We start from the raw sequence: 13547 nt of genomic DNA on the forward strand, positions 1-13547 counted from the left end.
TTAGGAAAAAGTATTAATAATTCTTAGAGCTGCCATTGCTGCTCCGTAACCATTATCTATATTCATCACTGTAATACCTGGAGAACAACTAGATAACATACTAAATAAAGCACTTTCTCCATTTCTGCTAACTCCATATCCTACAGATACAGGTACTGCGATTATCGGTTGAGCTAACAATCCACCAACTACAGTTGCCAAAGCTCCCTCCATTCCAGCACAAACTATCAATACATCATATTTATTAATTTCTTCTAACTGACTGATTAATCGATGAAGTCCTGCTACGCCAACATCTATAAAAGATTGGCAATTAACACCATAAATTTCAAGAGCCAATTTAGCCTCAAGTGTTACTGGCAAATCACTTGAACCTCCTGAAATTAATGCAACTTTTTTACTTGTGTTTAGTTTATTCTGATTTTCCCCAATAATTAAGCATTTTGCTTCTTCATAGAATCGTGCATCATCATGCAAAGCCAAAAGATCAATAGCTTTTTCATTATTAATCCTAGTAATAAAAACAACCTCATTTTTACTTAATACACTTTCCGATAATCTCTTTAATTGGTCGATAGTCTTATCTTGACCCCAAATTGCTTCAATGAGTCCGAGCCTTTCTCTTCTTTGGAAATCAAACCTGATATCAAAATTCATCCTTGTTTATCTAATTCTCCCTCATAAACTAACTCAAAAGGATTTTCTACTACATTAAGAGCATCTTTAACATTATCTTCAAATTTTTTTTGAACTAAATATACTTCAGACATTGGTATACTTTTCCATAATTTTTTGCTTTCCCAATTTACTAATATTAAAGCTTCTTCTTTTTCTTTATCCCAAAACAATTGTCTCCCTAAGAAACCATCTTGAGAAGATAACCATGGCTCCCATACTTCTTTTTCAGCATTCAACCATACTGCTTTTGCATCAGCAGGGACTTTAAGTCTTAATTCTTCTATCACCATTGCACTTTGATAATTATCCATTGTAAGAGCTTTTAGATTGGGAATATAAGATTGAAAAGTTAAAACTACTAAGCAAACTAATATTAAACAAAATCGTTGAAATTTTCTTTTCAAATTACAATTAAATATCATTTTTCTCAAGAAGTACTACAGAATGGCAGCTTATACCTTCTTCTCTTCCTTCTGGCCCCAATTTTTCATTTGTAGTTGCTTTAATTCCAATTAAATTTTCATCAATATTTAATATCTCAGAAATATTTTTTTTCATTAATCTCACATGTGGTATAAATTTTGGCCTTTCAGCGACAAGTACACTATCAATATTATTTATTTCCCAACCTTCTTGTCTTATCAAGTCAATTACTTTTGATAACAAAAACAAGCTGTTAGAATTTTTCCATTTTTCATCAGATGGTGGGAAGTATTTCCCTATATCGCCAAGCGAAAGAGCTCCCAATAATGCATCCATGATCGAGTGAACTAAAACATCAGCATCACTATGACCATCCAAGCCTAAATCATCTGGATGATACAATTTTACACCACCAATTATTAAATCCCTATTCGCTACTAATCTATGAATATCGTATCCATTACCAATACGAAAATTAGGAAATCTTTTTTTCATACCAAAAGATGTGAAAGATAATAAAACAATCTGAAATTATTTTGTAATTCTAAGTAGGTTTTTTAAAATTTATAATTAGATGATACTTTTATACCCACTTTAAAGTAATTTTACCAATAAAAAGTACCATTAGTAATTAATGGAAATTTCTAGCAAACTTGTTATCTAAATAAATCCCAAAGGACACTATTAGTAAAGTTGCCAAAGATAGAAAATATATATTAGTAAAAATATAAAAAATGGATAAAAAGGATATTGATAAAATATAAAGTAAAGAAACGTGTGAATGCTTTAAACCTCCAGCAACTAACCTTTGATATAGATGTAATTTATGAGAATTAAAGATATTTTGCTTATTTATAGCCCTTCTAATAAGACAGACGAGTGCATCAAAAAGTAAAGGAGAAATCAAAAGAATTATTTTTATTATTTCTTCAATACTATTTGATTTATAAATTAAACTAGTCAGGTAAGCACCTAGGAATAAGCTTCCAGAATCGCCCATAAATACCTTTGAGGGATACCAATTAAAAAATAAAAAAGCACTCAAAGTTCCAATTATTGGTATTAAATAATGAAAATTTGTATTCAAAGTTAAAAAAATCACTATCATACTTCCGCAGATCAATCCATCAATCCCATCCATAAAATTTACAGAATTAATTATTATAGTCCCGAAAAAAATAATTAAAATTATAAAAAAAGAATTTATATCTAATAATTTACTTATGAAAACTGACTGATCTTTTGAAATGTAAAAAACTATTGCACATAAAGTAACTACTTGAAATATATATCTAACTAATTTAGAAATATTAAATTTATCATCAATTATTCCTATAAATGCCAAAGGTAAAGATAGTAATGGCAAATAAAAGCCTTGATAAATTGCTAAAACACTATAGGTAACAATGAAGGAAATCCCACCGCTTGATGGCATTATTTTTTTATGCATTCCTCTTTGGGTAGGTTTAGCTGGAAAAATTTTGTAAAGTAAAGGGATTGATTTTTTTAATATCAAAAATGTAAATAAAGATGAGACTATGAAATGTAAAAGATATTTGTATAGTTCTCCCATATAAATTTTTAACTCCTAACCTTCTTTCGAATATACCATTTTCAACCATCTTGGTACATCTTTATCTAGGTAAAAATTGATCCACTTAAGACATTTTTTATTAATAATTTAGTACTAAATTTATAGCGAGATCTGCTTCCATCTTTTTAAAAAATTTTATTTAATAACTTTATTTTACCTTTTCCAGAAATTTTATTAATTCCAAAATATTCACATCTTCAGCATTTCCAAGTTTTATTAAAAAAGTTTTTGATATTTCTTGAACTTGAATTTAAAGTATTTATGTGTGAATTCGCCATGTGCATAAAATAAATAATCTCTGATGCTTTTCCATAGAGAATGCTTTGTCTTATTAATTATCGAACAAACTCTGTTCTTTTTGTATTTTTAAGAACATCTAATATCTAATGCATTATTTAATTGGTCTACATCAAAACCAGCAGAGGATAATAATGTCTTTACTGCACTTAAAATAAAAGAATTATCTTTAATTAATTTGAAATTTGTAATTTCTGGTACATTTGACAAAATTTAATCTGTGACACTTCTGTAATTCATAAATCAATTCGAAAAAGTTTTAACTACCAATCAGGGTAAATATCATATTCATTGCCTCTTCTAAATTCCATAAATTGATTATATTCTTTTATTATTCTTTTACTTTGTGGGGATTTTTTATAGTTTTGGTTCGAAATCAAGTCGCTTCTTCTCTCCAATGTTCTTTCCATACTTTTTTGCCTCCTCCACGATTTAATCTCTTCATGGTTACCGCTGACTAAGATATCAGGCACTTTCATATCTTTAAAAATTAATGGCCTCGTGTAGTGAGGATATTCTAATAAAAAAGAATTATGACTCTCATCAACTAGGGAGTCTGGATCACCAAGAGTTCCTGGTAATAATCTGGTTAAACCATTAATTATTGATATAGCGGGTATTTCACCTCCAGAAAGAACATAATCACCTATCGATATCTCTTCATCAGCTAAACATCTAATCCTTTCATCAAAACCTTCATATTGACCACAAATAATTATTATTTGATCCAAAGCGGACCATCTCACAAGATCCTTTTGCTTTAAGACTTTACCCTGTGGGGTCATTAACAAAGTTTTACTTTTAGGTGATTTTCTAATAGATTCATATGCCTTATAAATAGGTTCAGGTTTTAGTACCATTCCTGCTCCTCCTCCATAAGGCTTATCATCTACTTGTCTGTAGGAACCTTCACCATATTCTCTTAAATCATGTAAATTTACATCGATCAAATTCTTATCTAGAGCTCTTGTTATGACCCCTGAATTATTTATTAATTCAAAAGCTTTAGGGAACAATGAAATTACCTCAAAATTAAAACTACTCATCTATAAATCTTCCTCATAACCGAACTCAATTAACCTTGATTCTTTTTTTCTCCAATTTGGAACAACTCTCACAAACAACTCCAAATGAACTGGACCATCAATTAATTTTGACATATCAGATCTTGCCGAATGACCAATCTTTTTTAACATTGAACCTTTCTTACCAATAAGAATACCTTTTTGAGTTGATCTTTCAACGATAATAGTAGCCAAAATAGCTGTAAAACTTTTGCCATTATTTCTTTTCATTTCCTCAATCTTTTCTATCTTTACTGCAACACTATGAGGGACTTCTTCTCTTGTATTAATTAATACCTTCTCTCTTACTAAATCAGATAATAAATTATCTAATGGTTGGTCGCATATCATTTCTTCATCATAAAGTTTTGGTCCCTCTGGAAGAAAAGTTAGCACCATATCGATTAATTCAGAACATCCTTCTCCTTGGGAAGCACTTACAATTAGAAAATTTCTGTTAATTCCGAAAAATTTTCTATATTGATCAATTCTTAAATTTCTAAATTCTTTATTTACCAAATCCCACTTATTTAATACAACAATAAACTCAGTTTTACTTGCGATTAGAAAGTTCAAAATATATTCATCACCTCTACCAGGTTCTTCACTTGAATCGATTACAAAAATTACCATATCAACTCCATTAATTGCAGATTTTGCATTTTTTACTAATATCTCCCCAAGTCGATGATGAGGTTTATGAACCCCTGGTGTATCAACAAAAATTATTTGCCCATTGCCTGTAGTAAGTATTCCTTTTAATTTATTTCTAGTAGTTTGCGCTATTGGAGAAGTAATCGTTATTTTTTCTCCAATCAATTTATTTATTAAAGTAGATTTACCTACATTTGGCCTTCCTAGTAAACTTACAAACCCAGATCTATAATTGGCCAAAGACTTTTAATGCATCAATAATAAAATTCTGATCAAAAATGGAAAAAAAAACCATAAATTTAAAAGAAGCTTCGTTCACACAAGCAATCAACATATCCGCAAAATGGTGCAAAGAGTGGGGTGAAGATTTACTCAGCGAAGAGGTTTTGGCAGATAGAATCGCAGAGCTAATTAAAACAAGAAATGGACTCAGAGGATTTTTTGCATACGCCTTATCAGATAAAGATTGTTTTTTGTTAGACAAACTTCCTTTTTCACTAATTTACAAACTGAATGAAGGCGGTGATGCTGTAACAGACATAGTAGTAAAAAATTTAATAATGAGTTCTGCTCAAATTATTATTCATCGAAGAGATAATAATCAAGAATATGAGATAACATCGGAAAACATTTCAGATAGATGTAAGGCTATTCTAAGACTGCTAGAAACTAAGTCAGTTTCAAAGTCTGTCAATAAAGTCCTTATATACTTAGATGATATGGGAAATAGTTTTGATAATTCAGTAAAATATGATTCAGAGCAAAAGGAATTTATAAAAAAACAAATTCTTGATATCCCCCAATAAAAAAGCGTAGAAACAAATCTACGCTTTTGGATAGCTATTTATTTAATGTTTTAGTCTCTTCTTCCACCGCCTTGGAGTGCAATCATTAATCTCAATATAAAAACAAAAAGATTTATATAAGTAAGATACATACCTAAAGCCCCTGAAAGGTATTGATCGTCTTTATATCTTCTTGGCATTGTATAGAAATCAACGAAAGACATTGCAACAAATAAGACAGTTCCAAATCCTGCAATTATCAATTCGAGTCCTGAACCTCCAAAAACTCCTGGAGCAAATAATCCCCCAATTAATTGGACAAACATTGCTATAAGCAGTCCTATCAATCCGAGACCAACTACCCCACTGAGTGCTTGACCCACACTATCACTCATTCTTTGACCAGTGTAAGAGGCAATAACGAAAGTTATACCAGTAGCTAAAGCAGCTGTTCCAACAGAACCAATACCAATTGTTCCTATTGCTAAAGCGACTATTCCACTTAATGTGAATCCAGTTAACAAACTAAATGCTGTCAATAAGGGCAGGGCCTTCGCATTATTTGCATTATTTGCAGCGCTTGTGGCTATAAAAAACAAAATCAATTCTGCAATAAATGCAACTATTGAAAGAGGCTGGAAAAGACCAGGATTTGTTGCTATGAGTGAGACACCTGCTAAAACGCCTAAAGAAGTTAGAACCATCCCTCCACCTACATAAGGTAAAGCTTTTTGAACAACATTAGGTCCAACAATTGAACCACTTTGTGCTTCACGAATAGCTTGATTGAAATTACTACTTGCTGGCATTTTTTTTATTAAATATGATTATATTCTACTTGATTTTTAAAATTTCAGGGTACGGATCTCCAGAGTTATAAAGTTATCGATAAGCCTCAATAATTTTCTGAACTAAAGGATGACGAACTACATCTTCAACAGTCAAATGACAAAATTTGATCCCTTCAGTTTCCGAGAAAATTCTTGATGCTTCTATTAGGCCGCTTTCCTGATCTTTTTTTAAATCAATTTGGGTAATATCTCCATTTACTACCATTTTTGATCTTTCACCTAATCTGGTTAAAAACATTCTCATTTGAGAACAAGAAGTGTTTTGGGCTTCATCAAGAATTACCAAAGAATTATCCAAGGTTCTGCCCCTCATAAAGGCTAAAGGAGCAACTTCAATAATTCCTTTATCGATTAACGAATTTGTTTTTTCAAATCCGAATATGCTATGTAAAGAATCAAATAAGGGTCTTAAATATGGATCTACTTTTTGTTGCAAATCTCCAGGCAGGAATCCTAGACTTTCACCAGCTTCAACGGCTGGTCTGGTTAAAACAATTTTTTCTATTTTTTTTTCGTTCAATAGTCTCGCTGCGCATACAGTTGCTAAAAATGTCTTTCCAGTCCCAGCGGGACCAATTGCAAAGGTAAGATCATAGTTTTCAATTGCTTCAACATATTCTTTTTGCCTTAAAGTTCTTGGTCTTAAAAATATTCCCTCTTTTGAACGCGCAAGAACTTTTTTCCCAAGTTGAGCATGTGATGATGACTCTCCCATATTTAAAGAACTTAAAGCTGCTTTAAGATCTACTTCTGGAACTTCTAAACCTTGTTCCCAAATAGGTCTTGTCAGCTCCACCAATGCTGATGCTCTTTCAATCTTAGAGATTACACCGTTCATCTCAAGTTGTAAGCCTCTTATAGTTAAAGAAACTCCCGTTAAAGACTCAAACTTTTTTAAGAAAGAGTTCCCTGGTCCAGATAATGCAGTGGCAGCATCAGAGTTTGGCAAATCAATTGTGAAGTGACCAGTTTTGGAAACTTCTTTCATTTAGTTATTTTATTAGAATTAAAAAAAATCAAACTTCTAGCTTTCAGCTTCATTACTATCGCTTTCAGCTTTACTACCAACATTTTCTTCGTCTTTGGTTTTAGCCTTAGCTAATTTTTCCTTCTCTAGCTTTGCCTTACCAATAGCGATAGAAGGTCTCTCTACTTTTTCTAAAAGTCCGCCTTTCTCTAACAAAGTCCTAACTACATTAGTTGGCTGAGCTCCTTGCGTAAGTCTTGATCTTAAAGCTTCCGTATCTAGCCTAGTTTCTTTAGTTCTTGGGTTATAAAAACCTAGTTCTTGAAGAGGTCTACCATCTCTTCTGGAAGTACTATTGCACGCAACAATTCTGAAACTTGCCTCTTTCTTCTTACCAAAGCGCTTAAGGCGCAACTTAATCATTTTAAATTAATGTGTTTTTAATAATAATATCATTTAAAGGTAAAAAATTAGAAACTATAAATCAGCAAATCCTTTTTTCTTTTTATTATTTTTTTGTTTTTTAAATGGTTTATTACCCATTCCTCCCATTCCCGGCATTCCTCCCATCCCCGGCATTCCTCCCATTCCCGGCATTCCTCCCATTCCCGGCATTCCTCCCATCCCCGGCATTCCTCCCATCCCCGGCATTCCGCCATTCGAGATTTGTTTCATGAAACCTCTCATTCTTTGAAAATCAGCTAGTACTTTATCTACATCTTTTGCTTCATAGCCACTACCCTGAGCTATTCTTTGTCTTCTAGAAGGCTGGGCGGCAAGAACCTCAGGTTTTTGTTTCTCCTCGAGAGTCATTGAAGAGATCATAGATTCTATTTTTTTAAGTTGATCTTCTCCATTTTTTATCATCCCATCATCTATTTTATTCATTCCAGGTATTAATTTCATCAATCCCCCAAGTGACCCCATCCTTTTAATTAATCTCATTTGCTTAACAAAATCATTAAAGTCAAAAGTAGCCTCTTGAAGTTTCTTTTGCATCGCTTCTGCATCAGCAAGCTCTACTTCTTTTTGGGCTTTTTCAACAAGTGTTAATACATCTCCCATTCCTAAGATTCTGCTAGCCATTCTCTCTGGGTGGAATGGCTGCAGGGCCTCAATTTTTTCTCCAACACCAATAAATTTAATTGGTTTACCACTTATTTTTCTTATTGATAAAGCAGCACCTCCTCTTGAGTCTCCATCCAATTTAGTTAATATCGCTCCGGTAATTCCTACTTTTTCATGAAATGACTTTGTTAAGTCAGCAGCTTCTTGCCCAATCATTGAATCAACAACAAGCAAAACTTCGTCCGGGCTAGAAACTTCTTTTATTCGAACCATTTCACTCATCATTGAATCATCAATTTGCAATCTTCCTGCGGTATCAATAATTATCGAATTAAAATCATTTTCACTAGCAAAATTCAATGCGTCCTTAGCTATCTCTTCTGGTTTGCTATTTTTTTCTTTAGCTGAAAAAACTTCCAAGTCATATTGACTTCCCAAAGTTTTGAGCTGCTCTACAGCTGCCGGTCGATAAATATCAGCAGCGACCAAAAGAACTTTTTTATCTTTTTCCTTTAAATAAAGGCCTAATTTTCCTGTTGCAGTTGTTTTACCCGCCCCCTGAAGTCCAGCCATCAAAATGACTGTGGGACTATCTTGATTTTCTTTTAGAGGAGAGTTTTCATTCCCCATAATATTAATCAATTCTTTATTTACAACTTCTATAAACTTTTGACCTGGGTTTACCCCTCTAACCACCTGTTCTCCGATAGCTTTATCTTTAACATCCGAAATAAATTCTTTTACTACAGATAAACTAACATCCGCATCGAGAAGTGCTCTTTTAACCTCCTTCAAGGCATCATTGATATTATTTTCGCTTATTTTTGCTTCGCCTCTTAAACCTTTTACCGCGTCTTCAAAGCGTGATGACAGTTCATCAAACATTATTAAAAAGTAATTTTAATTATTATATAGGATCTTCTAATTTATACTTACAAGCCACTTACAAAATCAACCAATTTCCATGATTTATTAGAAAAACCTAAAGTATATTTAACTTTTAGCGGAGTCAATGATGTTTCATTAACAAATTCTCCTGAATTCTTTATTATTCTCTCTAGGTAATCTAATTCAGCTAAAACAACTATCCTAGAAGAAGTTTGAGATTCCAAATCTATCTTCAGGATTCGGGAATTAATTTCTTTATAGATTCCTTTCTTGATATCATTTTGTCGTTCTTCAATAGTTCTTTCAATCAAACCACTTCTAACAATATGGGAAAGATTAATTTCACCCTTTCTAGATAAATAATTACTTTTATTTAGTAGCCATTGATTAATTAAACTACTTATATCATCTAAGGAAGGAGAGGCTTTAGTAAGTTTTTTAACTTTGATGGAATTAGTTTCAGTAGATTTTACAGGGATTGGTTTTAAGTTATTTGAAGGATTTTTTTTTATTTCTTGATTAATAGCTTTATCACTTAACTTTTGGTTTGTATCTGTAGATACTAAGGGTTTATCTAATATGGCTTCATCTTGAATAGAATTTTTAAAATTATTTCTTAAAAATCCAATGCCAATACCAAATGCAAATAATAATAAAAACGCATACAAGTATATCAACAATGGTGACCTACCAATAATTTCTTGATCATTCAAGAATTCCCCAAAACTAAACTTTAGTTCAGCAATTTTTTCAATTAAAAACCTATAAAAATCTAATGTTTTATTCTTAAAAATTTCCTCATTAAATTTATTATCTTGGATATCGATTTTTTCGAACTTTTGTTTTATGCCACCTGGCAATGGTAATCTCCCTTCATCAAAATTAGTTACTTCGTTATCAAAATTTTGAGTAACTTTTGTAGTGGATTCTTTATTGAATTGTTGATTCTGAAAATTTGGTCTAAATGAAGTTTTATTTGATTTCTTTTCTAATCTTTCAATAAATTCTTGAATTTCCCTGTCTTCAAACCAAGTATTTAAATCTACCTCTTTTGATTCAATATCTCTATAACCAACTAACACATCGTTCTCTAACCAATTTTTACAGAAAATACATATTGCTTCTAGCTTATTTCCTGGATAGTTATTAAGCCAATCTCGCAAATTATCGTCAGAACTACTTAAGAACCTAGCTGAGGCCTGATCAACATCTGCCAGAAGCAAGTCTAAACAGCCTATAAGAGGCATTGAATCAAGTCCTGATAAATTTAGTTTCTTCAGAATTCTTCTTGCTTCGAACAATTTTTCAGGCTGTCTTCTAGAGAAACCAAGTGCTGTCAAAGATAGAAAAGCCAAAAATCCAGCCTCTAATGAACCTCTTTTTTGTAATTCAAGAAACAACTCTATCTGTTCATCTACTGTCAGATATGACTTTATTTGTTGGAAAAAAGCTTCAAATTCTTGTTGATTTAGGTAATCTCCATATTCAGATTTATTGTTACCTTCTAAACCCCCTCTTTTAGTTATTAAATTTTCCAACATACTTAAACCTTTTTTATGAGACTCTTGATCATTTAAATCCCTACTAAGTAAGTCTAGGATCCTGTAAGGAAGCAGAGAAACCAAGTCTTCTTCAAGATCTTTCCTAATTTCAACAAGCTTTCCCATTCTTTGCAGAAGTTGTATACCCTCTTGTAAAAAATCTGCAGCGTTGGAATACGATCTAAGCTTTTGTTCTTGAATTGCAGAGTCTCTAGCAGTTAATGCAGCCAATAAAGTTAGATCGGCTTCTCTACTACTACCTAAGGCTGGAGTTTGTGGAGGCTGCAAAGCTTTTCTTGCGATTTTAAAAGCTTCTTTTGGGGAACCTGATTCCCAAAGAAGTATCAAGCCTGCAACATCTCTATTTGAGGAAAACTCTAATCCAGAGACGCCATTTGATAATAAATTCTCATATTCTCTCCTACTTTCTGGGTCAGTAAGCAAATCAGCGGTAAGTCGAAGCAACTCTGATCTTTGGGATAAAACTTCATAAGTAAAGCCTTCATTAGGTGTCTTATCCAACCGCAATTGAAAAGCTCTTAATATTTCCTCAGATGTTGCAGAGGGGCTTACGCCAATTAAACGAAAATGGTCTAATGGAAGTTCCAAACAAATATCCTATTGAAAATTCTTAGACAAATTTTATCAAGTTAAAAATTTTTTTCATAAGGTCATACAGAGTTATTAAAAAAAATCATGAAAATTGACCTTCACAGCTTAGAATGTTAACAAATCAAAACTTCATTAAGGTATTTTCTTGGAAACACACGTAGAAAGAATTTCAAATCTTCAAGATATAAAAAAAGCCGAATTAGATCGAGAAACAGGGTTATTTCTTTATGAAGATATGATACTTGGCCGCAGATTCGAAGATAAGTGTGCAGAAATGTACTACAGAGGAAAAATGTTTGGTTTCGTTCATTTATATAACGGCCAGGAAGCTATTAGCACTGGTGTAATTGGTGCCATGAAAAAGAAACACGATTGGTTTTGTAGTACCTACCGCGATCATGTACATGCACTTAGTGCAGGTGTTCCCTCTTTTGAAGTAATGAGCGAACTTTTTGGTAAAGCTACAGGTTGTAGTAAAGGCAGAGGTGGATCCATGCACTTATTCTCAAGAGAGCATCACTTGTTGGGAGGATACGCATTTATTGGGGAAGGCATTCCAGTTGCTTTAGGAGCAGCCTTTTCAAGTAAATATAAAAAAGAGGTTGCTGGTAATAATAGTAGTGACTCGGTAACTGCAGCATTCTTCGGAGATGGAACTTGCAATAATGGACAGTTTTTTGAATGTTTGAATATGGCCCAATTATGGAAATTACCCATAATCTTTGTTGTTGAAAACAATAAATGGGCTATTGGAATGGCCCATGATAGAGCAACCAGCAATCCTGAAATTTGGAGAAAAGCCTCTGCTTTCGGTATGCATGGTGAGGAAGTTGACGGAATGGATGTATTGGCTGTTAGAGGGGCTGCACAAAGAGCAATTGAGCGAGCTAGAGCAGGAGAGGGTCCCACCCTTTTAGAATGTTTGACCTATAGATACAGAGGACATTCACTTGCAGATCCTGATGAATTAAGGTCTGAAAAAGAGAAGGATTTCTGGGGAAAAAGAGATCCTATCAAGAAATTAGCTCAAGAAATTATTGATAAAAAATTTGCAACGCAAGAAGAATTAAAAAGTATTGAAAAGAAAATTGATATAGAAATATCAGAAGCTGTTAAAAATGCTTTAGAGGCACCTGAACCTCCTTCTAAAGAGTTAACTAAATATATTTGGGCCGAAGATTAATTAAATTCCACTGGGTAACTTTCTGGTTAAATTTCTTAATTTTCTTAATGCCTTCAATTCAACTTGTCTTACTCTCTCCCTAGAAACTTCAAGTAATCTTCCTATCTCAGCAAGTGTATGCCTCTCATTGCCATCAAGGCCAAATCGTAATTTAAGTACATGTTGTTCTTGCTCGCTTAGATGGCTTAACCACATACCAAGTTGCTCTTGATGCATTTTCTGTTCAACTTGATCTAAAGGTTCTTCATTGTTACTATCGGCAATTAAATCACCTAGGAAGCTCCTACCATCATCACCATTAACAGGAGCATCCAAACTACTTGTTGATAAAGCTTGTCTTAAAACAGAATCTAATTCTTCCACATCAATATCCATAGCTTCTGCAATCTCAATTCTGCTTGGCATGGCACCAAGTTTATGCGCTAAATCTCTACTAACTTTTCTGATGGATGCCAATCTTTCGCTTAGATGAACAGGTAAACGTATGGTCCTAGATTGACAAGCTATTGCTCTTGTCATACTTTGCCTGATCCACCAAAATGCATAAGTTGAAAATTTATACCCTCTTTTTGGATCAAATTTTTCAACGGCCCTTTCGAGCCCGAGAGAGCCTTCTTGAACTAAATCTAAAAGTTCTAGTCCCTTGCCTTGATATTTTTTTGCAACACTGACTACTAATCTTAAATTGGCCTCCATCATTCTATCTTTAGCTCTTTTACCAACTTTTATATTTCTTTTTTCTTGAGAGGTGAATTCTTTATTTTTTTCGTTTAATTGACCGTCTTCTGTGAGAATCATCATTTTTTGAACTTGGTTACCCAATTCAATCTCCTCATCTGGAGTTAGGAGAGGACGACGACCGATCTCCGATAAGTACCAACTTATAGAGTCTTTGCCTCTTCTTTTATGAGTTTCAGTTGGTGTTGGTACTGATGAAGACAT

General features: G+C 33.0%; 15 protein-coding genes. 2 read left to right on the forward strand and 13 right to left on the reverse strand.

The window, feature by feature from the left end; translation table 11 throughout:
• From larB to era, 7 genes are all read right to left on the reverse strand, one after another.
• A complete protein-coding gene (larB, locus tag HA141_RS07255) occupies nt 1-657 on the reverse strand; it encodes a nickel pincer cofactor biosynthesis protein LarB (protein WP_209118366.1) in 657 nt (218 codons plus the stop codon).
• Nucleotides 654-1100, reverse strand: coding sequence for a TIGR03792 family protein (locus HA141_RS07260; RefSeq protein ID WP_209118368.1), 447 nt, complete (start codon nt 1098-1100; stop codon nt 654-656). The genes larB and HA141_RS07260 overlap by 4 nt, the downstream gene beginning before the upstream one ends.
• On the reverse strand, nt 1090-1596 hold the full coding sequence (gene ispF, locus HA141_RS07265; protein ID WP_209118370.1) for a 2-C-methyl-D-erythritol 2,4-cyclodiphosphate synthase: 507 nt from the start codon (nt 1594-1596) through the stop codon (nt 1090-1092). The genes HA141_RS07260 and ispF overlap by 11 nt, the downstream gene beginning before the upstream one ends.
• 136 nt (nt 1597-1732) lie before the next feature.
• Nucleotides 1733-2674, reverse strand: a complete 942-nt coding sequence (locus tag HA141_RS07270; protein WP_209118372.1) for a hypothetical protein — start codon at nt 2672-2674, stop codon at nt 1733-1735.
• A 387-nt stretch (nt 2675-3061) separates the two neighbouring features.
• The gene (locus HA141_RS07275) at nt 3062-3202 is read right to left on the reverse strand and encodes a hypothetical protein (protein WP_209118374.1); all 141 of its coding nucleotides are present in this window, start codon (nt 3200-3202) and stop codon (nt 3062-3064) included.
• 53 nt (nt 3203-3255) lie between these two features.
• Nucleotides 3256-4038, reverse strand: a complete 783-nt coding sequence (trmD, locus tag HA141_RS07280) for a tRNA (guanosine(37)-N1)-methyltransferase TrmD (protein WP_209118376.1) — start codon at nt 4036-4038, stop codon at nt 3256-3258.
• Complete coding sequence (era, locus tag HA141_RS07285; protein WP_209118378.1) at nt 4039-4950, reverse strand: GTPase Era; 912 nt, start codon at nt 4948-4950, stop codon at nt 4039-4041.
• A 38-nt stretch (nt 4951-4988) separates the two neighbouring features.
• Between era and HA141_RS07290 the strand changes: the two genes are divergently transcribed.
• Nucleotides 4989-5516: a hypothetical protein gene (locus HA141_RS07290; protein ID WP_209118380.1), complete on the forward strand. Its 528-nt coding sequence runs from the start codon at nt 4989-4991 to the stop codon at nt 5514-5516.
• A gap of 50 nt (nt 5517-5566) precedes the next feature.
• Here the strand turns inward: HA141_RS07290 and HA141_RS07295 are convergent, their stop codons facing one another.
• The 5 genes from HA141_RS07295 to HA141_RS07315 form a co-directional block, all read right to left on the reverse strand.
• Nucleotides 5567-6304, reverse strand: coding sequence for a Bax inhibitor-1/YccA family protein (locus tag HA141_RS07295; protein ID WP_209118382.1), 738 nt, complete (start codon nt 6302-6304; stop codon nt 5567-5569).
• A gap of 73 nt (nt 6305-6377) precedes the next feature.
• Nucleotides 6378-7334, reverse strand: a complete 957-nt coding sequence (locus tag HA141_RS07300; protein ID WP_209118385.1) for a PhoH family protein — start codon at nt 7332-7334, stop codon at nt 6378-6380.
• 36 nt (nt 7335-7370) lie between these two features.
• A complete protein-coding gene (rpsP, locus tag HA141_RS07305; protein WP_209118388.1) occupies nt 7371-7736 on the reverse strand; it encodes a 30S ribosomal protein S16 in 366 nt (121 codons plus the stop codon).
• 54 nt (nt 7737-7790) lie between these two features.
• Nucleotides 7791-9266 (reverse strand): signal recognition particle protein, encoded by a 1476-nt coding sequence (ffh, locus tag HA141_RS07310; protein WP_209118390.1) that lies wholly within the window; start codon nt 9264-9266, stop codon nt 7791-7793.
• A 47-nt stretch (nt 9267-9313) separates the two neighbouring features.
• Nucleotides 9314-11419, reverse strand: a complete 2106-nt coding sequence (locus tag HA141_RS07315; RefSeq protein WP_209118392.1) for an IMS domain-containing protein — start codon at nt 11417-11419, stop codon at nt 9314-9316.
• 148 nt (nt 11420-11567) lie between these two features.
• Between HA141_RS07315 and pdhA the strand changes: the two genes are divergently transcribed.
• Nucleotides 11568-12605, forward strand: coding sequence for a pyruvate dehydrogenase (acetyl-transferring) E1 component subunit alpha (gene pdhA / locus HA141_RS07320; protein ID WP_209118394.1), 1038 nt, complete (start codon nt 11568-11570; stop codon nt 12603-12605).
• Here pdhA and HA141_RS07325 read toward each other — a convergent pair whose 3' ends face one another.
• The gene (locus tag HA141_RS07325; protein WP_209118396.1) at nt 12606-13547 is read right to left on the reverse strand and encodes an RpoD/SigA family RNA polymerase sigma factor; all 942 of its coding nucleotides are present in this window, start codon (nt 13545-13547) and stop codon (nt 12606-12608) included.

It is taken from the genome of Prochlorococcus marinus XMU1402, assembly GCF_017696205.1.
GTDB lineage: Bacteria > Cyanobacteriota > Cyanobacteriia > PCC-6307 > Cyanobiaceae > Prochlorococcus_A > Prochlorococcus_A marinus_AC.